Origin of the sequence: Ruegeria sp. R13_0, assembly GCF_017743995.1 — a bacterium.
Classification (GTDB): Bacteria; Pseudomonadota; Alphaproteobacteria; order Rhodobacterales; family Rhodobacteraceae; genus Ruegeria.
This window is the reverse complement of sequence record NZ_JAGHRB010000006.1, coordinates 131,113-155,604: the sequence shown is the minus strand read 5'-3', so window position 1 is coordinate 155,604 and position 24,492 is coordinate 131,113. Positions and strand designations below refer to the sequence as shown.

General features: G+C 58.7%; 22 protein-coding genes. 6 read left to right on the top strand and 16 right to left on the bottom strand.

Annotation, left to right across the window (positions count from 1 at the left end; genetic code table 11):
* Positions 1–86 precede the first annotated feature (86 nt).
* Together J7394_RS09805 and J7394_RS09800 are read left to right on the top strand one after the other, a co-directional pair.
* A complete protein-coding gene (locus J7394_RS09805) occupies positions 87–1,109 on the top strand; it encodes an aspartate-semialdehyde dehydrogenase (RefSeq protein WP_170380274.1) in 1,023 nt (340 codons plus the stop codon).
* 124 nt (positions 1,110–1,233) lie between these two features.
* Positions 1,234–2,865 (top strand): DUF4139 domain-containing protein, encoded by a 1,632-nt coding sequence (locus J7394_RS09800; RefSeq protein WP_209252675.1) that lies wholly within the window; start codon positions 1,234–1,236, stop codon positions 2,863–2,865.
* On the opposite strand, the gene J7394_RS09795 is transcribed toward J7394_RS09800, so the two are convergent.
* Both J7394_RS09795 and J7394_RS09790 read right to left on the bottom strand, forming a co-directional pair.
* Positions 2,866–3,402, bottom strand: coding sequence for an SRPBCC family protein (locus J7394_RS09795; RefSeq protein WP_209252673.1), 537 nt, complete (start codon positions 3,400–3,402; stop codon positions 2,866–2,868).
* A gap of 84 nt (positions 3,403–3,486) precedes the next feature.
* A complete protein-coding gene (locus tag J7394_RS09790) occupies positions 3,487–4,137 on the bottom strand; it encodes a carbonic anhydrase (RefSeq protein WP_209252671.1) in 651 nt (216 codons plus the stop codon).
* A 144-nt stretch (positions 4,138–4,281) separates the two neighbouring features.
* On the opposite strand from J7394_RS09790, the gene J7394_RS09785 reads away from it, so the two are divergent.
* The 3 genes from J7394_RS09785 to J7394_RS09775 all read left to right on the top strand — a co-directional run bounded on the left by J7394_RS09785 (position 4,282) and on the right by J7394_RS09775 (position 6,852).
* Positions 4,282–4,671, top strand: coding sequence for a hypothetical protein (locus J7394_RS09785; protein WP_209252856.1), 390 nt, complete (start codon positions 4,282–4,284; stop codon positions 4,669–4,671).
* Positions 4,672–4,735: 64 nt separating this feature from the next.
* On the top strand, positions 4,736–6,118 hold the full coding sequence (locus J7394_RS09780; RefSeq protein ID WP_209252669.1) for a M17 family metallopeptidase: 1,383 nt from the start codon (positions 4,736–4,738) through the stop codon (positions 6,116–6,118).
* Positions 6,115–6,852 (top strand): C40 family peptidase, encoded by a 738-nt coding sequence (locus J7394_RS09775; RefSeq protein WP_209252667.1) that lies wholly within the window; start codon positions 6,115–6,117, stop codon positions 6,850–6,852. Before J7394_RS09780 ends, J7394_RS09775 begins: the two co-directional genes overlap by 4 nt.
* Here J7394_RS09775 and J7394_RS09770 read toward each other — a convergent pair.
* The 14 genes from J7394_RS09770 to J7394_RS09705 form a co-directional block, all read right to left on the bottom strand.
* Positions 6,849–7,199, bottom strand: coding sequence for a DUF2794 domain-containing protein (locus tag J7394_RS09770; RefSeq protein WP_209252855.1), 351 nt, complete (start codon positions 7,197–7,199; stop codon positions 6,849–6,851). The genes J7394_RS09775 and J7394_RS09770 overlap by 4 nt on opposite strands.
* Before the next feature lie 73 nt (positions 7,200–7,272).
* Positions 7,273–8,937 (bottom strand): iron ABC transporter permease, encoded by a 1,665-nt coding sequence (locus tag J7394_RS09765; protein WP_209252665.1) that lies wholly within the window; start codon positions 8,935–8,937, stop codon positions 7,273–7,275.
* 115 nt (positions 8,938–9,052) lie between these two features.
* Positions 9,053–10,270, bottom strand: coding sequence for a phenylacetate--CoA ligase family protein (locus J7394_RS09760; RefSeq protein ID WP_209252854.1), 1,218 nt, complete (start codon positions 10,268–10,270; stop codon positions 9,053–9,055).
* 19 nt (positions 10,271–10,289) lie between these two features.
* Positions 10,290–11,123 (bottom strand): ABC transporter ATP-binding protein, encoded by an 834-nt coding sequence (locus J7394_RS09755; protein WP_209252663.1) that lies wholly within the window; start codon positions 11,121–11,123, stop codon positions 10,290–10,292.
* Between the two features lie 65 nt (positions 11,124–11,188).
* Positions 11,189–12,472, bottom strand: coding sequence for an ABC transporter substrate-binding protein (locus J7394_RS09750; RefSeq protein WP_209252661.1), 1,284 nt, complete (start codon positions 12,470–12,472; stop codon positions 11,189–11,191).
* A gap of 75 nt (positions 12,473–12,547) precedes the next feature.
* Positions 12,548–13,624, bottom strand: a complete 1,077-nt coding sequence (locus tag J7394_RS09745) for a branched-chain amino acid ABC transporter permease (RefSeq protein WP_170765089.1) — start codon at positions 13,622–13,624, stop codon at positions 12,548–12,550.
* A 3-nt stretch (positions 13,625–13,627) separates the two neighbouring features.
* Positions 13,628–13,885 carry a hypothetical protein gene (locus J7394_RS09740; protein ID WP_170380264.1) on the bottom strand — a complete coding sequence of 86 codons (258 nt, stop codon included), beginning with the start codon at positions 13,883–13,885 and terminating at the stop codon, positions 13,628–13,630.
* A 2-nt stretch (positions 13,886–13,887) separates the two neighbouring features.
* Complete coding sequence (locus J7394_RS09735; RefSeq protein ID WP_209252659.1) at positions 13,888–14,874, bottom strand: branched-chain amino acid ABC transporter permease; 987 nt, start codon at positions 14,872–14,874, stop codon at positions 13,888–13,890.
* A 567-nt stretch (positions 14,875–15,441) separates the two neighbouring features.
* Positions 15,442–16,260 carry an ABC transporter ATP-binding protein gene (locus tag J7394_RS09730; RefSeq protein WP_170380262.1) on the bottom strand — a complete coding sequence of 273 codons (819 nt, stop codon included), beginning with the start codon at positions 16,258–16,260 and terminating at the stop codon, positions 15,442–15,444.
* A gap of 79 nt (positions 16,261–16,339) precedes the next feature.
* Positions 16,340–18,283 (bottom strand): AMP-binding protein, encoded by a 1,944-nt coding sequence (locus tag J7394_RS09725; RefSeq protein WP_209252853.1) that lies wholly within the window; start codon positions 18,281–18,283, stop codon positions 16,340–16,342.
* Positions 18,284–18,604: 321 nt separating this feature from the next.
* Complete coding sequence (locus J7394_RS09720) at positions 18,605–19,069, bottom strand: hypothetical protein (protein ID WP_209252657.1); 465 nt, start codon at positions 19,067–19,069, stop codon at positions 18,605–18,607.
* 18 nt (positions 19,070–19,087) lie between these two features.
* Positions 19,088–19,486, bottom strand: coding sequence for an 8-oxo-dGTP diphosphatase MutT (gene mutT / locus J7394_RS09715; protein ID WP_209252655.1), 399 nt, complete (start codon positions 19,484–19,486; stop codon positions 19,088–19,090).
* Positions 19,483–20,709 (bottom strand): bifunctional glutamate N-acetyltransferase/amino-acid acetyltransferase ArgJ, encoded by a 1,227-nt coding sequence (argJ, locus tag J7394_RS09710; protein WP_209252653.1) that lies wholly within the window; start codon positions 20,707–20,709, stop codon positions 19,483–19,485. Before argJ ends, mutT begins: the two co-directional genes overlap by 4 nt.
* A gap of 5 nt (positions 20,710–20,714) precedes the next feature.
* Entirely contained in the window at positions 20,715–21,563 is an 849-nt protein-coding gene (locus J7394_RS09705) for a peptidylprolyl isomerase (RefSeq protein WP_209252651.1), read from the bottom strand.
* 176 nt (positions 21,564–21,739) lie between these two features.
* Here J7394_RS09705 and secA point away from each other — a divergent pair, with 176 nt between their 5' ends.
* Complete coding sequence (gene secA, locus J7394_RS09700) at positions 21,740–24,457, top strand: preprotein translocase subunit SecA (protein ID WP_209252649.1); 2,718 nt, start codon at positions 21,740–21,742, stop codon at positions 24,455–24,457.
* Positions 24,458–24,492: the final 35 nt, after the last annotated feature.

The following is a 24,492-nucleotide window of genomic DNA, read 5'->3' as shown; positions in this document are numbered from 1 at the left end:
TCATTCGTCGAAATACGGCGCAAAAGCCCTTTTGTCCCGACGGCAACGCGGCTATGAACGCGCGTCCTTAACTTTGGAGACATGAAATGGGCTATCGCGTCGTCGTCGTCGGCGCCACAGGTAATGTGGGCCGCGAAATGCTGAACATCCTGGCGGAACGCCAGTTCCCCGTGGACGAAATTGCCGTGCTGGCGAGCCGTCGTTCGCTGGGTACTGAGGTGACATTTGGCGACAAGACACTCACGACCAAAGACCTGGACACCTTTGATTTCACCGGCTGGGATATGGCCCTGTTCGCCGTAGGCTCTGCCGCGACCAAGGATTATGCGCCCAAGGCCGCTGCGGCGGGCTGCGTGGTGATCGACAACTCGTCGCTCTATCGCTACGACCCCGAGATCCCGCTGATCGTGCCCGAGTGCAACCCGCAGGCGATCCACGACTACAAAAACAAGAACATCATCGCCAACCCCAACTGCTCGACCGCGCAGATGGTCGTCGCGCTGAAGCCACTGCATGACCGCGCCAAGATCAAACGCGTTGTTGTGTCGACCTATCAGTCGGTGTCCGGTGCAGGCAAAGAGGGCATGGACGAGCTGTGGGAACAGACCAAGGCCGTCTACAACCCGATCAATGAGGTTGAGCCGAAGAAGTTCCAGAAGCAGATCGCATTCAACGTCATCCCTCAGATCGACGTCTTCATGGAAGACGGCTCGACCAAGGAAGAGTGGAAGATGGTTGTCGAGACCAAGAAGATCGTCGATCCATCGATCAAGGTCACGGCCACCTGCGTCCGCGTGCCCGTGTTTGTTGGCCACTCCGAGGCCGTGAACATCGAGTTCGAAGAATTCCTCGACGAAGACGAAGCCCGCGATATCCTGCGCGAAGCACCGGGTATCATGGTGATCGACAAGCGTGAGGCCGGCGGCTACGTCTCGCCCACCGAATGCGTTGGCGACTTCGCAACCTTCATCAGCCGTATCCGTCAGGACTCGACCGTTGAAAACGGCATCAACCTGTGGTGCGTCTCGGACAACCTGCGCAAGGGTGCCGCCCTGAACGCCGTTCAGATTGCCGAGCTTCTGGGCCGTGAGGTTCTGAAGAAGGGCTGACGCGTGACCTGATAGTTTTCGCAAGGGGCCGTTTCGTTAGAAACGGCCCTTTTCTTTGCGCTTGCGGAAAAGGCCCGTGCCTGCAACCTTCGTGGAAAAACGGACCCGATTTCTGAGAGCGATTATGAAACCTCTGATTTACCTGCTGGCGCTCGCGCCAACTGCGCTACATGCCGAAACATTCCTGATCGACACGCAGGTCAGCGAAGTCACCGTCTATCCCTCGGGCGCCGAGATCATTCGGACAGGATCTTACGACCTTCCCGCCGGGACCCATCGCCTTGTCATTCAGGGTATCCCCGCAGATGGCGGCAACCCGTTGGAAACGATACAGATTCTGACAGAAGGTCTGGAACAGACGGCCTCTATCTGGCGCTATGACAGCCTGCCGATTCAGGACCGCAAAAGCGATGAGATCCGCGAAGCCGAGGATCGGATCGAAGCCATACAGGATCAGATCACCGCTGTCCTTGACGAAGCCGCGGCAGCGCGTTTGCGCGGTGAGGCCGCGCAGCAATCGCTCGTGTTTCTGGGGCATCTTGGACAGAATGAAGGTTTGACCGCCGACCCCCAGAACCTGCGCGACATCGCACGCATGATCGCCGAAGAATCCCTTGGGGCGGAACAGCAGATCCAGACGGCGGAGATCGAGGCCCGCGACATCGAACGCCGGCTTGAGCAATTGGAAGAAGACCTTGAGGTCGCGCAAGCCGAACTGGCCGCGCTGATTCCGGAAGCCACGGCCCATATCTACGTCGCCGTAGACGTCGGGGTCACGCAAGCGACGCAGGGCGACGTGACCGTTTCCTATATCGACGCCTACGCGGCGGAGTGGCAACCCGCGTACGAGTTCCACCTAACAACTGAAGACGAACCAACCGTTCGGATCGACCGTAACATCCTGATCTCACAGGACACCGGGGAAAACTGGCGCGACGTGACCCTGCATGTTTCAACCATTGCCCCCACGGGCCAGAACGCCGCATCCTGGTTACCGACATGGCGTCGCAGCATTCAAGAGACACCGCCCGCCCCGAAAAGCGTGCAGAACTTCGCAAGCCTTGCAGAACCGGTTGTCGAAGCGCCTGTTATCGTTGAGGAACGCGTGTCGGGCTTGCCGCAGACATCCTCGGTTGCGGGAACAGGTGTGACATATACACTGCCTGCGCCGATCTCGGTCTCAACCGGTGACGAAGTGACCAATGTGGCGCTGGATTCGACCAGCCAAAGTGCTGAGATATTCGCCCTCGGTGTGCCTGCGCGCGATACATCCGCCTATAGAACGGCCCGTTTCACCAACCCGATGGATCAGAAACTTCCGACCTCGGTCTATGCGCGTTGGTTTGTCGATGGCGTTCTTGTCTCGGCCGGGGAATCAATGGAAATCGGCCCAAGGCAAGAGGTTGAAATGGGCTTTGGACCGATCCATGGCCTGACGCTGTCCCGGAAGATCCTGAACCGTAGCAGCGGCGATGCCGGAATCATCACGCGATCCAATCAGCATGTTGAAAAGGTCGAGATCCGTGTTGAAAACCTGACGGATCAAAGCTGGCCTTTGCGTCTTCTGGATCGGGTTCCCTATTCCGAACAGGACGATCTTGAGATCGCCTGGAGCACCCAGCCCCGCCCCAACGAAGAAAACAAAGACAACAGGCGTGGCATTCTGGAATGGCAAATGGATTTGGCACCCGCAGAAACCAAAACAGTCACACTGGATTTGGAGTTGAACTGGCCCGAGGGGATGGATCTTAGATAATCACCCCTGCCCTTCCACCAAAACCTTGAGGTTCATCAGTCCACGCTCATAGTCCGGGCCAAGCCAACGGTCCATCATCACCCCCATCCAACGGGACATCGGGTTCATGCCCAATTCAGACTCGAAGCCCCATGTCACCAGAGTTTGATCTCCATCGGGCTGCAGCAGGAATACGGCCGAGGCCGTCCCCATCGGGCCGAAGTCAAGCGCGGTCTGGACGCTTTGGTTTTCGACGCTCGCCACGATCTCCTGCGATCCGGTGCCGACCTGAGGGTCGTCAGAGCTCCAGTTCAAGATATTCCCCACCCCCGACTCTGGCCCGGAATAGGTCAGCTTCGTCTCGGGGTCCCGGTGCAGCCAGGGCGACCATTGCTCGGTCTGCTGCATCGAGTTCACATAGGGAAAGATCGCCTCAGGCGACGCGTTGATGGTGATGCTGCGGGATACATCAGCTTTTGAGGGCAGCAGGTACGCAATGCCGACCAGCGCCAGCACAAGAAGGATCAGGCCAAGAAAAACGCGTTTTATCAATTTCATAATATGCTCCAAAGGGTAATTCCTTTGTCCGGAGCATATCATAGAAAATTGGACGATACTGCCACTTACCGCGACATTCGGGCGTCAGACCGGAACGAACTTTTTCTGGTAGGGATCGAAACACTCCAACCCGCCCGCGCCGATATCTGTCCAAAGCCCGTGCAGGCTGAGCGTGTCGTTCTTGACCGCCTCGGAGACAAACGGGAAGGTCATCAGGTTTTCCAGCGACGCAACAACGGCCTGACGTTCAAACTGGCGGGCCTGCTCGACGCCATCTTCGATATCCGCAACCTGTTCAAACTTGGGCTTGAGGATGTCCATCCAACGGCCAACAAAGCTCTCTTTCGCTTCCAGCTGCGGGGCCTGCCCTTTGCACATGTCGATACAGCCCTGCACCCCACCGCATTGCGAATGGCCTAGCACGATCAGATGCGCCACTTTCAACGCGGTCACGGCGTATTCGATGGCTGCACTGGTCCCGTGGTGATCGCCATCCGGAGCGTAAGGCGGCACGAGGTTGGCGATGTTGCGGTGAATGAAGAACTCACCCTGATCGGCACCGAAGATCGAGGTCACGTGAACCCGGCTGTCGCAACAGGAAACGACCATCGCACGGGGGCGCTGCCCCTCGTCGGCCAAACGCCGATACCAGACCTGATTTTCGGAATAGGTCGTTGCTTTCCAGCCGTGATACCGTTTCACCAGATAGGTTGGCAAAGGCTTGGCTAAATCCATTTCGGCATTCCCGTCTTTCGTTGCGTAGGCTGCTGTAAACCGAATTCAAGAAAAATTCGAGCCATTATCCAAATTCATCGCAAGGTTTTGCAAAGGAATTGACAGCAAGGATCAATGCCACGCCGTGGGGGCGATGAAACTAGGGTGAATGTGGTGGAAAACATACTCAGGCTTGAACACAAAGAAACCGTGCGACTGGATCCGGATCGCCTCAGCGGGCTGTGCCGGCAATTGGGCGACAAGAACGCGCTGGACGTGCTTTGCCGCACGGTCGAGGAATTGGCTGTGCGCCTGTCGAATTGCGAACGGCACTGGCGGCAGCGCGATTGGGAGGCATTGCGCAAATGCTCCAAATCGCTGGTGGCAATCGCCGATCAGATCGGAATGACGGCGCTGGCGCGGGTTGCGGGCGATGTCACCGGTGCTGTGGATGCGGGCGATGCGGTTGCAGCAGGTGCAACGCTGGGTCGGTTGATCCGGGTTGGAGAGCGCTCACTGACCGCGATCTGGGATCAGCAAGACCTTTCGGTGTGACGGGGGTTGCGGGCAGGCCGCAGGCGGATAGTCTGGTCGCAAATTCACTCAGCCCGAGACGCCTATGACCCTCAGCTTTGCCCGACCCTCTGACACCTCTGTGCCGCTGCATGTGGTGGCGCAACCTGATCTGGACGAATGGCTGGCCGGTCAGTCCGATCACATCCGAAATTGGGTTGCAGCGAACGGGTTCAAGGGCGCGCTGGGTCAGGTCCTGACGGTGCCAAGTACGGACGGCGGTGCGGGGTTCGCGCTGACCGGATACGGGACCGAGGGCAAGCGCGCCCGCAAGCGGTTCCCTCTGGCTGCTGCGGCGGATGCGCTGCCCGAAGGCAGCTACCACATCGCGGCCGGCGTCCCGGCGGAGCATCTGGAGATGGAGTGTCTGGGCTGGTTGCTGACCGGTTACGCCTTTGATCGTTATGCCCCTCAATCCGCCGCCAAAGCGCGTCTGGTTGCGCCTCAAGGCGTTGATGCCGCGCGGTTGGAGGTACTGGCAAATGCCGAGGCGCTGACCCGCGATCTGGTCAACACGCCAGCCTCTGATATGGGGCCGGATCAACTGCAAGCGGCAGCCGAGGCGTTGGCGGACGAATTCGGAGCCACCTGCAAAACGATCACCGGCGACGCGTTGCTGGAGCAGAACTTCCCGACGATCCACACGGTCGGGCGCGCCGCAGATCAGGCCCCGCGCCTGATCGAGATGAATTGGGGCGCGGCCGGACCGACGCTGACCCTTGTCGGCAAGGGTGTGTGTTTCGACACGGGCGGGCTGAACCTGAAACCGGGCGCGTCGATGGGTCTAATGAAAAAGGATATGGGCGGGGCCGCCAATGTGCTTGGCCTTGCCCGGATGATCATGGCGTTGAACCTGCCGTTGCAACTGCGGGTGTTGATCCCGGCGGTCGAGAATGCGGTCGCAGGCAACGCCTTCCGGCCAGGGGATATCCTGACCTCTCGCAAGGGCCTGACCGTCGAAATCAACAACACCGATGCCGAGGGGCGGCTGGTTTTGGCCGACGCGCTGGCGCTGGCGGATGAGGGGAAACCGGACCTCGTGATCTCGATGGCGACCCTGACCGGTGCGGCCCGTGTGGCCGTGGGGCCCGATCTGGCCCCGTTCTATACAGATGACGATCGCGCCGCCGGGGTACTGAGCAAGGCTGCCGCCCAAGCCGCCGATCCGGTCTGGCGTATGCCGTTTCACGAACCCTACGAGACGATGATCGAACCTGGAATCGCCGATCTGGACAACGCGCCTTCGGGCGGGTTTGCAGGCTCCATCACCGCAGCCCTGTTCCTGCGTCGCTTTGTTGAAGACAGCAATTACATGCATTTCGACATCTATTCCTGGCAGCCCAGCAAACAACCGGGTCGCAGCAAGGGAGGGCTGGGGCAAGGCCCACGCGCCCTACTGACCGCACTGCCCGAGATCTTGGGCCTATGACCCGCCTAAGCGTCGTGGACCCTGTTACTGATCTGCTGCGCAGCCCCGATGGCCCGCGCGATCGTCAGTTGCTGTTCGGAGACACGGTACAACGTTCAGAACAGCAAAACGGGTGGAGCCATATCAAGGCTGACAAGGATGGCTATGTCGGATGGGTTCGCTCGACCCAATTGGGGCCTCAGCGGACCGCGACCCACAGGATTATTGCGCCTGCGACGCATGCCTATGAACAAGCGGATATGAAAACCCGCGATCTGGCCTCGCTGAGTTTTGGCAGTTCCGTACACGCGCTCTCTGAAACGGATGGATTTGTTGAAACTGAGCTGGGATTCATCCCAAAAAACCACACGGCCCCGATTGCCGAATTGAACCGTGATCCTGTCGCTGTGGCCGAGTTGTTTCTGGGCACTCCCTATCTGTGGGGCGGCAACAGTCGGTTCGGAATCGACTGTTCGGGGCTGGTTCAGGCGGGGTTGCTAGCTTGCGGTATCGCCTGTCCCGGCGACAGCGGCGATCAGGAAAAGGCCCTTGGTATCACTCTGCCCGAAGGATCAGAAGCCAAACGCGGCGATCTGTTGTTTTGGAAAGGGCATGTCGCATGGGTTTCAGGGCCGAACATGCTGCTACATGCCAATGCGCATCACATGGCGGTCGCTTACGAGGCCTTGGATCAGGCCATAACGCGCATAGAGACGCAAGGCGACGGGCCTGTGACGGCCCATAGAAGGCTCTAATCCGGAGAAACTGAGCGGATCAGCTTGCGCTCGAGCACCCTCAGAACCGTGCGCAGATCGTGGCCGCGTTTCAGGATCCGTCCGTCCATCCCCACAACGGAATACATCCCTTGCTTGTGGCGCAGACGAGGGTGTTTCTCGATCCGATAAATGGGATGCTCGGCGGTCCGTCGGAAGATCGAAAAAATCGCCATGTCGCGCAGGTTGGAAATTCCGTAGTCGCGCCATTCTCCGGCGGCGACCATCTTACCGTAGACGGACAGGATATGGGACATCTCGCGCCGGTCGAACGCGACGGGCATCTGGGCCGAGTTTGTAGGGAACCGGCTGGGAGGCTGCATGTTCATACCCCAAGCCTTGCCGGAAATCGCCGCTGAATCAAGCCCGATGCGCAAGCGGGCCACAATTCGTCAACCTGTGTTACCGCCGTCCGACTTGTCGGCAGATCAGGATCACAGGCAGCAACCCTACGGCGAGAATGACCAAGGATGGCACCGCCGCCCCCTCGAGCCGTTCGTCCGAGGCCAGCCGGTAGGCCTGCACTGCCAGCGTATCAAAATTGAAGGGACGCATGATCAGGGTTGCGGGCAGTTCCTTCATCACGTCGACAAAGACGATTAACAGGGCCGTCAGCAATGAGGGCGTCAGGATCGGCAGATGCACCCGCCTGAGCGTGCCCAGAGGCGTCTGCCCCAAGGACCGGGCCGCAGCGTCCATATTGGCGTGAACCGTACTCTGCCCGCCTTCATAAGCACTTAAGGCCGCCGCAAGGAACCGCACCATATAGGCTGCCACCAGCAGCCAGATGGACCCGGTGACCAGCAGGCCCGTCGAGACATCAAATGTCGCGCGCATCCACGCATCCAGCGCATTGTCAAAGCTGGCAAAAGGCACCAGCAGACCAACAGCGATCACCCCACCCGGCACCGCATAGCCCAGCCGCGCGATATATCCCGCGATGGTCGAAGGCCGCCCCGGTCTCAGGCGTTGAAAGAACCCAACACTGACGGCCGCAATAACGGTGATGACAGCAGCCGTCCCGGCGAGGATCAGAGAGTTCTGAATGAAGCCGAGGTAGCGCGGCGACAGCAGGTTCTGTTCGGATTTCAACCCCATCTCGAACAGAACAACCACCGGCAGCAGGAACCCGAAAAACACGGGAATGACGCAGAGGGCAAAGGCCCCGATCGCGCGCCATCCGGTCAGTTGCGCCGCGGGCAGAGCCGCATGTTGCTTGCCCGCCTGATAATACTTGGCCTTGCCCCGCCGCGTGCGTTCAGCCACAGCCAATACAAGCGCGAAGGTCAGCAGACACAAGGCCAGCTGTGCGGCGCCTGCGCGATCCCCTAGTGAGAACCAGCTGGTATAGATGCCCGTGGCGAAGGTCTGGACGCCGAAATACGAGACGGTTCCGAAATCGGCGATGGTCTCCATGATCGCCAAAAGAACGCCTCCGGCAATGGCCGGGCGCGCCATGGGCAGCGAAACCCGCCGAAAGGCCAGCCAAGGGCTGTTTCCCAACGCCCGCGCCGCCAGAAACGCGGTGGCGCTTTGCTGCAGGAACGCCGCCCGCGCCAACAGGTAGACATAGGGATATAGCACCAGCGTCAGCATCACAGCCGCGCCCTCGGTCGAGCGGATTTCGGGGAACCAGTAGTCGCGTGGCCCCCAACCTGTCACATCGCGCAGCGTGGCCTGCACGATACCGGGATGATCCAGTATGAACGTGTAGGCATAGGCCAGAACGTAGGCCGGGAAGGCCAAGGGCAGGACCAGCGCGATTTCTAACAAGCGCACGCCGGGGAATCGCGTCATCGTCACCAGCCAAGCGGCTCCGGTCCCGATGCTGAACGTGCCCACGGCCACCAGAACCACCAATATGGCGGTGGTCATCGTGTAGCGGGGCAGCACGGTTTCAGCCAGGTGCGAGATGGTTTCCGTGCCACCGGTCAGCGCCGCCAGAACCACCGCGACCATTGGCAACAGACAAGCCGCCGCCACGACATAGGCAATACCCGCCAAAAGCCGCGTGCCACGCACACCGCGGTTTCGTGATCCATTTTCAGAATATTCGATCTGGGCCATTGTCCGGGCTTGTAGGTGGCGAGAGCGTCCTCTTTCTCGACTAAAACGCTAGGAAACGCCAGTGCCCAGAACAACAAATCTTGCAACAAATCTGCGGCATCAAACGCCGCAGATATCAGTCATAGACGCGTTGATCCTCTATCACCAGACCATCCTTGGGCAGGGACCCGGGGGCCACAACCTCGATCGCGCCTTTCAGCTTGAGTACTTCGGCCACGGATTTCGCATAGGCCATGTCATCGCCACCCGCGCTTTCGATCTGGACGGTCATTGTGTCCATCTCACCCTGACGGGCCGCGATCACGCGGGCTTTGACGATCTCGGCATGTTTGTCGACCAACGCGGCCACCTGCTCGGGCCGGACGAACATGCCCTTGATCTTGGTGGTCTGATCGGCACGCCCCATCCATCCCATGATCCGAGCGTTCGTGCGACCGCAAGGTGACTGACCCGGCATGATGGCCGACAGATCGCCGGTCGCAAACCGGATCAGCGGGTAATCTGGGTTGAGAGAGGTCACCACGACCTCGCCAACCTCACCGGGCGCAACCGGAGTGCCGGTGCCAGGGGTGACGATTTCGACGATGACGTGTTCGTCCAGAATCATCCCCTCCATTGCGGCGCTTTCATAGGCGATATTGCCCAGATCGGCCGTGGCATAGCATTGCAGACAGGCAATGCCGCGATCCGCATATTCCTGCCGCAACGAGGGGAACAGAGCGCCCCCGCCAACAGCGGCCTTTGAGAAACTCAGCGCAACGCCCATGGCATCGGCCTTGTCCAGAATGACTTTCAGATAGTCCGGCGTGCCCGCGTAGGCCGTGCAACCTACATCGCGAGCGGCAGTCACCTGCAGCTCGGTCTGACCGGTTCCGGCTGGTAGAACAGCCGCGCCAACTGCGCGTGCGCCGTTTTCAAAGATCATACCCGCTGGTGTCAGATGATAGCCAAAGCAATTCTGAACAATGTCGCCCGCACCCACACCGGCGGCGTTCAGGAACCGGCCCATGCGCCACCAATCGTGGTCGGTGCTGCCCGGCTCATAGATCGGGCCGGGGGATTGAAACACGTGCTGAAAGTGCCGCGCCGGTTTGACCGTAAAGCCGCCAAAAGGCGGGCGGCTGGCCTGCGCGCGGGTCAGATCGGATTTCCGCAGCACCGGTAGCAAGGGCAGGTCTTCGGCCGTTTTCACCGTATTAGTGTCTGTTTCAGCGAAATGCGCCATGAACCCAGGCGCAGACCGCGCCCGTTCCAGTTGCGACTGCAGCGCCATCGCCTGATCCGAGGCGCGCTGATCCGCCGAGCGCGTTTCGAGTGCGTCGAAATAGGTCATCGCCATATCCTCCATCAGATCACAACCACCGCTTGCGGCGGCGGTACGAGCGCACATCGCGAAAGCTTTTGCGGCCTTCATCCGACATGCCGAGGTAGAATTCCTTCACATCCGGGTTCTCGCGCAGTTCGGCAGCAGGGCCGTCCATCACCACGCGACCGGATTCCAGAATATAGCCGTAATGGGCAAAGCGCAGCGCCACGTTGGTGTTCTGCTCGGCCAATAGGAACGAGACGCCCTCTTTCTCGTTCAGATCTCTTACGATGCCGAAAATCTCTTCGACCAGCTGCGGGGCAAGCCCCATCGAGGGTTCGTCCAGTAGGATCGTCTCGGGCCGTGACATCAACGCGCGGCCCATCGCGACCATCTGCTGTTCCCCGCCTGAGGTATAGCCCGCCTGACTTTTGCGGCGCTCTTTCAGGCGCGGGAAGTAATTGTAAACCAGCTCCAGATCGCTCTGGATCGCGGCATTGCCGTCCTTGCGTGTATAGGCCCCGGTCATCAGGTTTTCCTCGACCGTGAGGTGTTCGAAACAGTGGCGGCCTTCCATGACCTGAATGACGCCTTTTTCCACCAGATCCGCCGGGTCGCTTTCATGCACGCTTTGGCCGCGATATTTGATCGAGCCCTTGGTAACCTCGCCCCGTTCGGAATGCAGCAGGTTCGACACCGCCTTAAGCGTCGTGGTCTTGCCAGCACCATTCCCTCCAAGCAGCGCCGTGATGCCGCCTTTGGGAACCGTCAGGCTGACGCCCTTCAGCACGAGGATCACGTGATTGTAGATCACCTCGATATTGTTGACCTCAAGCAGGGTTTCCGCCTGCACATCCGTGGTTTGGGCCGCATCCAGCATCAGCGCGTGTCCTCATGCCTTGTGTCTGGGTCGGGGCGGCAGCTGCCCGCCGCCCCTAGGGTTCATCAGTTGCAGCGTTCTTCGATGTTGTTTTCGGCTGCATAAGCGGCGGAGTCTTCCGCGATCAGCTGACCGATCACTTCGGCATCGGTCGGCATGAAATCCTGAATGCTGTTCCAGGTTCCGGTCGACGCGTCCCACTGAACAACACCAACCAGACCGGGACCGCCGTGGTTTTCACAGCTGACTGAGAATTCAGGCCCGAAACCAGCCATACCCAGACCTTCCATCTTGGCATTGGTGATCTCAAGCGCTTCCATACCGTCGCGCATCATCGCTGGTGTGATTTCGGCGACTCCGTGCATCTCCTGCGCGGTCTTGATCGCCTCGGCCGCCAGCATCGCCGCGTAGAGGCCACGGTTATACTGCACCGCACCCAGCTGATCGCCCGCACCGGCTGCTTTGCCGCCATCGACGACATATTTGCGCAGCTCATCATAGACCGGGTAATCATCGCCCAGACCGGTGAAGGTCAACGCCTTGTAGCCAGTGGCTTTTTCGCCTGCCGGTTCGACGTCGAACTCAGCGCCCGACCACCAGACGCCGATGAAATTCTCCATCGGGAAGCGGATGTTGGCGGCCTCTTGCACGGCGACCTGGTTCATGACGCCCCAGCCCCACATGACGACGTAGTCCGGTTTTTCACGGCGGATCTGCAGCCACTGCGATTTCTGCTCCTGACCGGGGTGGTCGACGGGCAGCAGAGACAGCTCATAGCCGTGCTTTTCAGCCAGCATTTCCAGTGTGCGGATCGGTTCCTTGCCATAGGCCGAGTTGTGGTAGACCAGCGCGATTTTCTTGCCGCTCAGATCTCCGCCATTCTCGCTCAGCAGATAGTTGATCGCGCCCGAGGCCCCGTTCCAGTAGTTGGCCGGGTAGTTGAACACATTGCTGAACACCTTGCCATTCGCAGCCGAGGTCCGGCCATAGCCCATCGTGTGCAGCGGGATGCCATCGGCGGTCACTTTAGGGATCAGCTGGTAGGTAATCCCGGTGGACAGCGGCTGATAGACCAGCGCACCTTCGCCTTTGGTGGATTCATAGCATTCCACACCTTTTTCGGTGTTATAGCCCGTCTCGCATTCGACCACGCGCACCGGAACGCCGCCGATGCCGCCATCGCGCTCGTTTAGCAGGGTGAAATAGTCGTTGTAGCCGTCCGAGAACGGAATTCCGCCCGCGGCATAAGGCCCGGTGCGATAGCTGAGGTCTGGGATGACCAGATCCGCCATCGCCGGCCCTGCGGCCATCAGGGCGCCCAGCGCCATGGTTGCCAGTGTCTTGTTCATCGGGTGTCTCCTCCCTTGATTGATCCGATGGTGGTTTCGGGCGTTTGCACCCGTCTTTTTTGATTGGGCCGGTCCCTAGTGCGGGAATGGCCAGAGTCTGAGTTTCTCTTTGGCGACGCGCCACAGCTGCGCCAGCCCGTGCGGTTCAAGGATCAGGAACATGATGATCAGCGCGCCTACGATCACGAGGTTCAGGTGCGCCACGATATCCGTGGGCCAGCCCAGAACATCGACACCGACCACTTTCAGAACCACCGGCAGAAGCACCAAGAAGGCCGCCCCGGCAAAGGACCCGAAAATAGACCCTAATCCGCCGATAATGACCATGAACAGCACCAGGAATGATTTCTGGATGCCAAAGACCTCACCCACTTCGACCGCGCCCAGATAGACCGCAAAGAACAGCGCTCCCGCGATGCCCACAAAGAACGAGCTGACGGCAAAGGCGGTCAGTTTGGCCTTGAGGGGGTTCACGCCGATGATCTCGGCCGCGATATCCATGTCGCGGATCGCCATCCATGTCCGGCCCGTGGTGCCCCGCGTCAGGTTGCGTGCAAGGATGGCGCAGACGGTCAGAAAGATCAGGCAGAACAGATATGTCGCCCATGCCGGAGCATTTGGGCCGGTGATGATGATACCAAACACGTCCCGTTCCGGCGCGTTGATCTGCCCGGAGGCCGAGTAGTTGTAAAACCACGGCACTCGGTTGAACAGCCACACCAGAAAGAACTGCGCCGCCAGCGTCGCCACCGCCAGATAGAACCCCTTGATCCGAAGGCTCGGCAGGCCGAACAACACGCCCACAAAGGCCGTGATGCCACCTGCTAGGATCACGTGGATGAACATGCTGACATCCGGGAAAGCGGTCATCAGCTTGTAGCAGGCATAAGCCCCCACAGCCATGAACCCACCGGTGCCCAGCGAGACCTGCCCGCAATAGCCCACAAGGATATTGAGCCCGATCGCCGCGATGGCATAGATCAGAAAGGGCAGCAGCAGCGCGTTCGCCCAATAATCGTTGATGATGAAGGGAATGATCCCGAACGCCACCGCCAGCACGACATAGTAGCGATACCGGTCAAACTTGATCGGGAAAGTCTGGCTGTCAGCAATGTACGAGGTTTTGAAATCCCCGGCCTCACGATAGAACATGTCTTACTTTCCCCATTCTTCCTGCGCCCGGTTCCGGGCCGCAGCGTCCAATTGGTTTGAGCCCTTGGCATATCCGCTCGCCTCAGACGCGCGGACCAGTTTCAAATAGGCCAGAACGCCCATGATCAGACCCGCAAAAGCCAGGATTGCCGCGATGGTCAGCTGGCCTTCGGAAAGATCGTCGGAGGTGAGGGCAATATACCCAAACGCCCAGAACCCGGCCCATGCGATGACGTTGATGATGGCGATCAGTTTGGTCATCGCTAAACCCTCTCGATGATCTTCTCGCCGAACAGGCCCTGAGGTCGGAACACGAGGAAGATCAGCGCCAGCACGTAGGCAAACCAGTTCTCAGTCGCGCCGCCCAGCGCAGGTCCTAAGGCGAATTCGAACAGCTTCTCGCCTACACCGATGATCAGCCCGCCGACAATGGCACCGGGGATCGAGGTGAAGCCACCCAGCATCAGCACCGGCAGCGCCTTGAGCGCGATCAGCGACAGGGAGAACTGCACGCCCGATTTGGTGCCCCACATAATCCCCGCAACCAGAGCGACGAACCCGGCGACGGACCAGACCATGACCCAAATGAAGTTCAGTGAGATGCCAACCGACAGCGCTGCCTGATGGTCATCCGCCACGGCGCGCATCGCCCGGCCCTGTTTGGTGTACTGGCTGAAGGCGACCAGAGCTGCCACCAGAAGCGCCGCAATGATCGTCGCCACGATGTCCAGATTGTCGATGAAGAAGCCGTAGTCGAAGATGTTGTAGGTCGTTTCATCAATCCACAGGTTGATGCCTTGCGGCAGACCTACGTCAAGCGTCTTGATCTCAGACCCCCACATCAGGTCGGCCACGCCTTCAAGGAAGTAAGCCAGACCAATGGTGGCCATGAACAGAATGATTGGCTCCTGTCCGACCAGATGGCGCATGACGAAACGCTGCACCGCCCAGGCCAGCAACACCATCACCGCCATGGTCATAAGGATCGCCAAAAGCGCAGGGACGTTCCAGCCAAAGTAGTGGATATGCGTCCCGAAAATCGCATTGATCAGATGCGCGAAAGGCACCTGTCCTTTCATGATCCCAACCAGTGTCATCGCCGCAAAAAGGGCCATAACCCCTTGGGCATAATTGAAAATCCCCGAGGCCTTGTAGATCAGCACAAAGCCCAGCGCGACCAGCGCATAAAGCACCCCGGCCATCAGGCCGTTGAGGATGACCTCCATCGCAAATACGAGTTGTTCTGGCATTAGCTGCACTCCTCGGGAAACAGTTCACACGAGGCCGGCGTTTCGCCCACGCGCACACCGGTTATCATGGTTACGGTCGCTTCTTGGTCGATGAAATTGTGGTAATGTAGCGAAACCTGTACAAATTTCGCATCGCTTGTATGGATTGTGCCCCACCCACCAGCGGATACTCTATTTGCGTTCAACCTGCTTGCCTTGGGGGAATGGAACGGATGAGCCCTCATCCGCTTGTCGTCGGATAAATCCATCCAAATGTATCTAATCACACTCTGATCGTAGCCAAAGTGCACTACTTGGCAAAGAGGGCCAGTGTCAGACCAAATCAAAACATCCTCCGAGCCTTCAGGGGTCCAAAAGCTGAAGCCGTCAGTTTTCACTCCAAGGTCCTCGGCAAACCGCGCCACTTGGTCATCTGACCACGCGTGGTAGCCGGTAACATCGGGACGGCTATCCGACGCAAGAGCTTCAATACAGTCAGTTTCGAATAGCTGAGCAGTTGCGAAGGGCGCAGCGCTATCTGCGAAAGCAGCTGACGCTAATTGTGCGGAAAGGGCCAAGAACATATACCTAATCATGGCTGACCCCCAGGTAGGCGTCGATGACCTCTTGGTTGTTGCGCACCTCGTCGGGCGTGCCGTCGCCAATTTTCTTGCCGTAATCCATCACGACGACCCGGTCGCTCAGGTCCATCACCACGCCCATGTCGTGCTCGATCAGAGCAATGGTGGTACCAAATTCGTCATTCACATCGAGGATGAAGCGGCTCATGTCCTCTTTCTCTTCGACGTTCATGCCCGCCATTGGTTCATCCAGCAGCAGCAGCTTCGGCTCCGCCGCCAAAGCGCGCGCCAGTTCCACCCGCTTCTTCAACCCGTAAGGCAGGCGTGACACAGGCGTCTTGCGGATGTGCTGGATCTCTAGGAAGTCGATAATCCGCTCAACCGCCTCACGATTCTCGGTCTCTTCCGCCTCGGCCTTCCCCTTCCACCAAGCCTGTTGAAGGATATTGGTCTTCATAAAGCTCAGGCGTCCGGTCATGACGTTGTCCAGAACGCTCATGCCTTCAAACAACGCGATGTTCTGGAAGGTCCGCGCAATCCCCTGCTGTGCCACCTCAAACGGCCGCATCGGAGGACGCTTGGAGCCGTGGAACCAAACCTCCCCCTCCTGTGGGACATAAAACCCCGAGATCACATTCAGCATCGAGGACTTGCCCGCCCCGTTCGGCCCGATAATGGCGCGGATCTCGCCCTCGCGAATATCAAACGAGATATCCTTGATCGCCACCACGCCACCAAATCGCAGGGTGATGTTCTTCATCTCCATCACCACGCCGCCGATCTTGCGGCCGTCTTCGGTGACATATCCTTCGGAATTATCCAGCATCAGCCTCTCCCAGACTTACGCAAAAACGGGACGGCGGGCGGGGCGATGACCGCAGGTCGAGCGGCGCTCGAACGGCCCATCATTCCGCCGCGACCTTGTGCTGCGCGACCGACACAACCGGCGCATCAACGATCTCAAGCGTCGCAGAAATCGACCCCTTGCGCCCATCCTCATAGGTCACTTCGGTTGTCGTCGAAACGCTCGAAGATCCGTCATAAAGCGCAGCGATAATGTCGTGGAACTTGTCCTCGACAAAGCCACGCCGCACCTTGCGGGTCCGGGTCATCTCGCCATCATCGGCATCCAGTTCCTTGTGCAGAACCACAAAGCGATGCACCTGACAGCCCGACAGCATCTCATCCGCCGCCACCGATTTGTTAACCTCTTCCACGTGGGCCTTAATCGTCTCTAACACACGCGGATGTCCCGCCAGTTCCTGGTAGGACGCATAAGCCACGTTGTTGCGCTCAGCCCAGTTTCCAACCGCCGTCAGGTCGATATTGATGAAGGCCACGCAGCGATCCTTGCCGTTGCCAAACAGAACGACCTCAAGAATATCGGGATAGAACTTCAGCTTGTTCTCGACATATTTCGGCGCGAACATCGACCCGTCAGCCATTTTGCCCACATCTTTGGCGCGGTCGATGATCCGCAAATGGCCCGAGCTTTCCTCGATGAACCCAGCATCCCCGGTCGCAACCCAACCCTCGGCATCCTTGGTCGAGGCCGTCGAGTCCGGGTTGTTGTAATATTCAACAAACACACCGGGTGAGCGGTAGTGGATCTCGCCACTCTCGTCGATTTTCAACTCAACCGCAGGGGCCGGAACGCCGACCGTATCCGCGCGCACCTCGCCATCCGGCTGTTGCGTGATAAAGACGGTTGCTTCGGTCTGACCATAGAGCTGTTTGAGGTTGATACCCAAAGAGCGATAGAAATCAAAGATTTCCGGCCCGATGGCCTCACCCGCCGTATAGCCGACGCGGAACCGACCATAGCCGAGCGTATCCTTCAACGGGCCGTAAACCAGCATATTGCCCAGCGCATATTTCAGCTTGTCGCCAAAGCCCACCGGCTTGCCGTCCAGCAACAGGCCACCGACCTTCTTGGCATGGGCCATGAAGTGATGGAACATATTGCGCTTCAGCTTGCCCGCATCCTCCATCCGGATCATCACATTGGTCAGCTGAGTCTCAAAAACGCGCGGCGGGGCAAAGAAATAGGTCGGTCCGATCTCACGCAGGTCGGTCATCATTGTGTCGGCGCTCTCGGGGCAGTTCACGCAGAAGCCGCACCAATAGGCCTGACCGATCGAGAAAATGAAATCGCCCACCCAGGCCATCGGCAGGTAAGAGAGGATGTCTTCGTTCCGCGTCAGATGATCGAACTCGGCAGAGTTCTTGGCGCTTTCAATGACATTCCGGTTCGACAGCACCACGCCCTTAGGCTTGCCTGTGGTGCCCGAGGTATACAGCATCACGCAGGTATCGTCATAGGTGATCGCCGCGATACGCTTGTCCAGCTCGGTATCGAACCGCGCGTGCCCAGCGCTGCCTTCGGCCATAATGTCCTCAAGCGCGTTCATCTGGGAGTGGTCATATTTCCGCATCCCGCGCTTGTCGGTATAGAGGATGTGTTTGACCTGATGCAGGTTTTCCTGAATCTCGATGACCTTGTCGACCTGTTCCTGATCACCACAGACGACAAATTTCGCGCCGCAATGTTCCAGCACATAGGCCATCTCTTCCGCGACCGAGTCCTGATACAGAGGCACCGGAACCGCGCCCACCATCTGAGCAGCCACCATCGACCAGTAATGCGCCGGACGGTTGCGACCGATGACAGCGATGTGGTCGCCTTTCTCAACGCCCAACTCCAGGAATCCAAGCGCGATGGCACGGATTTCCTTGGCGGCCTCCGCCCAGGTCCAGCATTGCCAGATCCCGAATTCCTTTTCCCGATAAGCCGGGGCATCCCCGAACTCTGTCGCATTGCGATGTAGCAGCGCCGGAAGGGACTGCATCCCTTCAGCGCCCGACTGCGTCTGAGCCAATCTCTTTCTCCTCCCCACCCGACCCCTCCCCGGGTCGGAAATGGCGGGTCCGGGATGGTGCCCGAACGCCAATGCCCCGATTAGGAGCACAGTCACGATCAGCGTCAAGTTTTGCCTGATGTTTTCTCAATTCTTACGAATTGTAACAAGGTTGGAGGGAGATCTTTTGAGTTGTACAAGATCTAAAAGCTCATTCCTCATGCGAGAGTGGAATAATTCAGTACCTCAACTCCATTGGCAAGGATCAGATCTCGGCAGCAACTGCTTTTGCGATCAGGAGCTGAGGTCCCTTCATCTTAGAAACTGAATTGTATTGAAGCCTGCCTGCTCATCAACCATCACCATGACAGCATTGGCATCTTCGCAAAAAATGGGGTCGGCGCTTGGAACAACTATGCGGAATTGCCCGCTCCATCTGGAGATATCATCCTCCGACAGGAGTTGCGACTGGTCATCAAAGATTGCCACTCTAACCGAGCCTTCGGGCACACTTGATTGGTCAATTTGAATCAGCAATTCGGGCCTATTGCTACCGCTTTGAAACTTGGGATCCTGATAGGGACCCAAAACACAAATGGATTGCGCATTGTTTGGTAGAATTTCCAATGCCGATATGGGTGTCTTCGAGGAAATCGCGGCCTCAGCTTTCTCGGGAAGGAGAATCTTCTGCTCTCCACCCCAAAAACTGAATATTCCTACCGCCAACGCTCCTAGGCACGTCGCTAAGACAAGGATTCCTAAAAGCTTATTCGGCATGCCGTCGACTACCTCAAACTACAACCAATCCCGCAGTATCGGAATCAACGGCACGTCCGCAGCTGGCATTGGGTAGTTTCGCAGATCAATTGCCCGCACCCATTTCAACGCCTGACCTTCCTTAGACTGCGGGATGCCGTCCCATTTGCGGCAGGCGAACAGCGGCATGAGCAGGTGGAAATCGTCATAGCTGTGGCTCGCGAAGGTCAGCGGCGCGAGGCAGGAGGCCCAGGTGTCGATACCAAGTTCCTCGTGCAATTCGCGGATCAGGGCGGCCTCGGGGGTTTCGCCGGGTTCGATCTTGCCGCCAGGGAATTCCCACAGACCAGCCATGGATTTGCCCTCGGGACGTTGGGCCAGCAGGACGCGGCCCTCGATATCGATTAGGGCGACGGCAGATACCAGAACAGTTTTCACGAGCGATAATCCGCGTTGATCTCGATATAGCCGTGGGTCAGGTCGCAGGTCCAAACGGTGGATTGCCCCTCGCCGAGACCAAGATCGACTGCGATCACAAGATCTTGGCCTTTCATGTAGGCGGCCGCGTCTTCTTCACGATAGTCGGGGCTGACCCAGCCTTTTTCAGCGACCAAAATATCGCCAAAGGAAATGCTCAGCAGGTCACGATCTGCGGCGGCACCGGATTTGCCGATGGCCATGACGACACGGCCCCAGTTTGGGTCCTCACCCGCGATGGCGGTTTTCACCAGAGGGGAGTTCGCAATCGCCAACCCATGCACCTTGGCATCTGCGTCCGAGGCGGCCCCGGTCACGCGGATTTCTACGAATTTCGTCGCCCCTTCGCCATCGCGCACAACTAGCTGCGCGAGGTCCAGCATCACGGTTTCCAGCGCTTCGGCGAAGGCCGCATTGCCCTTGGCATCAACACCTGAGGCTCCGGTTGCGCACAGCAAAAGGCTGTCCGATGTCGAGGTATCGCTATCGACGGTGATGCAATTGAAAGTCCGGTCTGTCTGCGCGCCCAGCATGGATTGCAGCGCCGATTGGTCAACCAAAGCGTCGGTGAAGATGTAGACCAGCATCGTCGCCATATCCGGCGCGATCATGCCCGATCCCTTGGCAATCCCCGCAATAGAGACTGTTTTGCCATCGATCTCGACCTGAGCCGAGGCCCCTTTCGGGAAGGTATCAGTGGTCATGATCGCCCGCGCCGCGTCCTCAATCGCGTGACGACTGAGACCGGATTTCAGCGCCTCAAGCTGCGAGACAATGCGATCATGCGGCAGAGGCTCTCCGATCACGCCGGTGGATGAGGTGAAGACCCTCTCAACCGCAACACCGGTCGCCTTGGCTACGGCTTGCGTCACCTCAGCGACCGAGGTTTGGCCGTAGTGACCGGTGAAAGCATTGGCATTGCCCGAGTTCACCAAAATCGCCGCTGGTCCATCGTTAGAGCCGCCGATCTTATCCTGACAGTCCAGCACCGGGGCTGCGCGGGTGGCCGAGCGGGTAAACACCCCTGCCACGGACGTGCCGGGATCGAGAACCGCCAACATGACGTCGGTCCGACCTTTGTAGCGCACACCCGCTTCGACGGTTGCAAAACGCACTCCGTCAATCGCGGGCAGGTCAGGAAAACCGGCAGGGGCCAGTGGCGAAGTTTTGGTGATCGTGGCCACGGGAGTTACTCCTGAATCAGGTCCAGCTGGCGAATGACTTCAGGACCCACCCCTTCAAGGGCGGTGCGTTCGATCTGAGCCTGTTGGGTCAACTCATCAATCTGGGCCTGAATAGCCTCTTGCTGAATGGTCTGGGCCAGCTCATCGCGCACGGCCTCAAGCGCGGGGGCTTCGGATTTGCGCTTGTCGTTCAGGATCACCAGATGCCAGCCGAACTGCGTTTGCACCGGCTCGGAAATCTGACCCTTTTCAAGACCCAGCACGGCGTTTTCAAACTCGGGCACCATCTGACCCTTGCCGAACCAACCCAGCGCGCCGCCATTGGGGCCGGACGGTCCTGTCGAATGCTCGCGCGCCATTTCGGCGAAATCCGCGCCGTCATCCAGTTGCGCCTTGAGCGCTTTGGCCTCATCCTCAGATTCAACCAGAATATGGCTGGCATCGAACTCGTCCTCGCCTTCAAATTCGGCAAATTGCGCGTCATAGGCCGCTTGTACCGCCTCATCCGTCACGACATCGTTGGTCAGGGCGTTCACAGTCTGCACCGCCAGCAAAGAGCGTGTTTCATTGTCCAGCGTTAGTGCGTTTTGCTGGGTCAGCTCTTCCTGCTGTTGGCCCAGCAATTGCTGCTGGATCAGTTGCTCAAGCACGAAGTCATACAGCACATCGTCCTCGATCTGCTGATATTGCTGCGGCAACGCCGCGACGGTGGCTACAACGTGACCCAGTGTGATCTCGTCCCCGTTGACCGTGGCCAGAACGGTGCCTGCATCTGGCTTGGTTTCGGCGGCCAGCGGCAGCGCCATCACGGCGGTCAAAGCCAGCGATGGCAGAAAAGTGAGGCCTTTGGGCATGGAATCATCCTATTTCTTTGCCGCGACAGGGCGCAGCGTTGACACTTCAGAACCTGCCGCTTACATCGCTTTGAAGCCTTGGACAGGGCCGCCTTTCACCCCCCGTATCTATGGGTTGCGCGCAAGGTGGGCAAGCCTGTCGCAACCAAGACAAGAACAGATCCGCTGGAGTGAACATGCTGGGACTCGGAACGCTCGCCAAAAAGGTGTTCGGAACACCGAACGACCGCAAGATCAAGGCGACCCGCCCCCTGATCGAAAAGATCAACGCGCTGGAACCCGAGTTCGAAAATCTCTCTGACGAGGGTCTGATCGAAAAGACCGCCGAACTGCGCAAACGTGCGCTGGATGGCGAGAGCCTGGATGACCTGCTGCCCGAAGCTTTTGCGAACGTGCGCGAAGGTGCCAAACGCGCACTGGGTCTCCGTGCCTTTGATGTGCAGCTGATGGGCGGCACCTTCCTGCATCAGGGCAATATTTCCGAGATGAAGACGGGTGAGGGCAAGACGCTGGTTGCCACTTTCCCCGCCTACCTGAACGCCCTGACCGGCAAGGGCGTGCATGTTGTCACGGTCAACGAATACCTGGCCAAACGCGATGCGGAATGGATGGGCAAGGTCTTTGCCGCGCTGGGTATGACCACTGGTGTGATCTGGTCGGGCCAGCAAGATGCCGAGAAGAAAGCCGCTTATGCCTGTGACGTGACCTATGCCACCAACAATGAGCTTGGCTTCGACTATCTGCGCGACAACATGAAGGCCGATATGGCCGATATCTATCAGAAATACCACAATTTCGCGATTGTGGATGAGGTCGACTCGATCCTGATTGATGAGGCGCGGACGCCGCTGATCATCTCGGGGCCGGCGCAGGACCGTTCGGACCTGTACACCGCGATTGATGCGCTGATTCCAAGCCTGAGTGACGATCACTATTCGCTGGACGAAAAATCCCGCAACGTGACCTTCACCGATGAGGGCAACGAGTTTCTGGAACAGCAACTGATCGCCGCGGGCCTGATCCCCGAGGATCATTCTCTGTACGATCCCGAAAGCACCACCGTGGTGCATCACGTCAATCAGGGCCTGCGTGCGCACAAGCTGTTCCAGCGCGACAAGGACTACATCGTACGCGATGGCAATGTGGTTCTGATCGACGAATTCACTGGCCGCATGATGCCGGGTCGTCGCTTGTCGGAAGGTCTCCACCAGGCGATCGAGGCGAAAGAGAACGTCCAGATTCAGCCCGAGAACGTGACTCTGGCCAGCGTGACCTTCCAGAACTATTTCCGCCTCTATGACAAGCTGGGCGGCATGACCGGGACCGCGCTGACCGAAGCCGAAGAATTCCAGGAAATCTACGGTCTGGGCGTGGTCGAAGTCCCCACCAACCGTCCGATTGCACGTCTGGACGAAGACGATCAGGTCTATCGTACCGCAATGGAGAAATACGGCGCGATTATCTCTGAGGCGAAGAAGGCCCAGGAAAAGGGTCAACCGGTTCTGATCGGCACCACCTCGATCGAGAAATCCGAAGTTCTAAGCCAGATGCTGACCAAGGAAAAGATCGAACACAACGTTCTGAACGCCCGTCAGCACGAACAAGAGGCCCAGATCGTGGCCGATGCGGGCCGCTACGGTGCGGTTACCATCGCCACCAACATGGCCGGTCGTGGTACCGACATTCAGCTGGGCGGCAACGTCGAGATGAAGGTTCTGCAGGCCCTGGCCGAAAGCCCCGAGGCCGACCCGGCTGAGCTGCGCGCTGCGGAAGAGGCCAAGCACGCCGAGGAAAAACAAAAGGTTCTGGATGCGGGCGGGCTTTATGTGATGGCCTCGGAACGCCATGAAAGCCGCCGCATCGACAACCAGCTGCGCGGTCGCTCGGGCCGTCAGGGCGATCCGGGTCGCACGGTATTCTACCTGAGCCTCGAAGACGATCTGATGCGCATCTTCGGTTCAGAACGTCTGGACAAGGTGCTGACCACACTGGGCATGAAAGAGGGCGAAGCCATCGTTCACCCCTGGGTCAACAAATCGCTGGAACGCGCGCAATCCAAGGTCGAGGGCCGCAACTTCGACATGCGCAAGAACGTTCTGAAATTCGACGACGTTATGAACGATCAGCGTAAGGTGATCTTCAGCCAGCGGCGCGAGATCATGTCAGCCGACGATCTGTCCGAGATCGTGTCGGATATGCGCGAGCAGGTGATCGACGATCTGATCGACGAATACATGCCACCTAAATCTTATGCAGATCAGTGGGATACCGATGGGCTGCACGAGGCGATCAAGGAAAAGTTGACCATCGATGCCCCGGTTCAGGACTGGGCCGCCGAGGAAGGCGTGGATGACGAACAGGTGCGTGAGCGTTTGGTTAAGGCCGCCGATGAGATGATGGCGCAAAAGGCTGTCGCATTCGGCCCCGAGAACATGCGCAACATCGAAAAGCAGGTCCTTCTGCAGACCATCGATGGCAAATGGCGCGAGCATTTGCTGACACTGGAACATCTGCGCTCGGTCGTAGGATTCCGGGGCTACGCCCAGCGCGATCCGCTGAACGAGTACAAGAACGAAAGCTTCCAGCTGTTCGAAGGCATGCTGGACAGTTTGCGCGAAACCGTGACTCAGCAATTGTCGCGCGTGCGCCCGCTGACCGAAGAAGAACAGCGCGAGATGCTGGCGCAGATGGCGGCTCAGCAAGCGCAGGCTCAGCAAGCGGTTGATCAGGCCGCAGGCGCCGCCGAAGCCAAGGCCGAGGCCGTCGCGTCGGGCGATGCACTGCCCGGCTTTGACGAGAATGACCCTTCGACATGGGGCAATCCTTCGCGCAACGATCAATGCCCCTGTGGCTCGGGCAAGAAATTCAAACACTGTCATGGCAGATTGACCTAACGTCAACAAATATCAGTCACAATCGCTCCGCTTCG

Coding starts and splice junctions, on each gene's coding strand:
- J7394_RS09780 (WP_209252669.1), top strand. CDS start 4,736: ATGACCCTCAGCTTTGCCCGACCCTCTGACACCTCTGTGCCGCTGCAT.
- J7394_RS09765 (WP_209252665.1), bottom strand. CDS start 8,937: ATGGCCCAGATCGAATATTCTGAAAATGGATCACGAAACCGCGGTGTG.
- J7394_RS09735 (WP_209252659.1), bottom strand. CDS start 14,874: ATGCCAGAACAACTCGTATTTGCGATGGAGGTCATCCTCAACGGCCTG.
- J7394_RS09705 (WP_209252651.1), bottom strand. CDS start 21,563: ATGCCCAAAGGCCTCACTTTTCTGCCATCGCTGGCTTTGACCGCCGTG.
- J7394_RS09745 (WP_170765089.1), bottom strand. CDS start 13,624: ATGTTCTATCGTGAGGCCGGGGATTTCAAAACCTCGTACATTGCTGAC.
- J7394_RS09795 (WP_209252673.1), bottom strand. CDS start 3,402: ATGAAATTGATAAAACGCGTTTTTCTTGGCCTGATCCTTCTTGTGCTG.
- J7394_RS09720 (WP_209252657.1), bottom strand. CDS start 19,069: ATGCCGAATAAGCTTTTAGGAATCCTTGTCTTAGCGACGTGCCTAGGA.
- J7394_RS09770 (WP_209252855.1), bottom strand. CDS start 7,199: ATGAACATGCAGCCTCCCAGCCGGTTCCCTACAAACTCGGCCCAGATG.
- J7394_RS09760 (WP_209252854.1), bottom strand. CDS start 10,270: ATGACCTATTTCGACGCACTCGAAACGCGCTCGGCGGATCAGCGCGCC.
- J7394_RS09790 (WP_209252671.1), bottom strand. CDS start 4,137: ATGGATTTAGCCAAGCCTTTGCCAACCTATCTGGTGAAACGGTATCAC.
- J7394_RS09775 (WP_209252667.1), top strand. CDS start 6,115: ATGACCCGCCTAAGCGTCGTGGACCCTGTTACTGATCTGCTGCGCAGC.
- secA (WP_209252649.1), top strand. CDS start 21,740: ATGCTGGGACTCGGAACGCTCGCCAAAAAGGTGTTCGGAACACCGAAC.
- J7394_RS09755 (WP_209252663.1), bottom strand. CDS start 11,123: ATGCTGGATGCGGCCCAAACCACGGATGTGCAGGCGGAAACCCTGCTT.
- J7394_RS09730 (WP_170380262.1), bottom strand. CDS start 16,260: ATGCTGGATAATTCCGAAGGATATGTCACCGAAGACGGCCGCAAGATC.
- J7394_RS09750 (WP_209252661.1), bottom strand. CDS start 12,472: ATGAACAAGACACTGGCAACCATGGCGCTGGGCGCCCTGATGGCCGCA.
- J7394_RS09800 (WP_209252675.1), top strand. CDS start 1,234: ATGAAACCTCTGATTTACCTGCTGGCGCTCGCGCCAACTGCGCTACAT.
- J7394_RS09740 (WP_170380264.1), bottom strand. CDS start 13,885: ATGACCAAACTGATCGCCATCATCAACGTCATCGCATGGGCCGGGTTC.
- J7394_RS09725 (WP_209252853.1), bottom strand. CDS start 18,283: ATGCAGTCCCTTCCGGCGCTGCTACATCGCAATGCGACAGAGTTCGGG.
- J7394_RS09805 (WP_170380274.1), top strand. CDS start 87: ATGGGCTATCGCGTCGTCGTCGTCGGCGCCACAGGTAATGTGGGCCGC.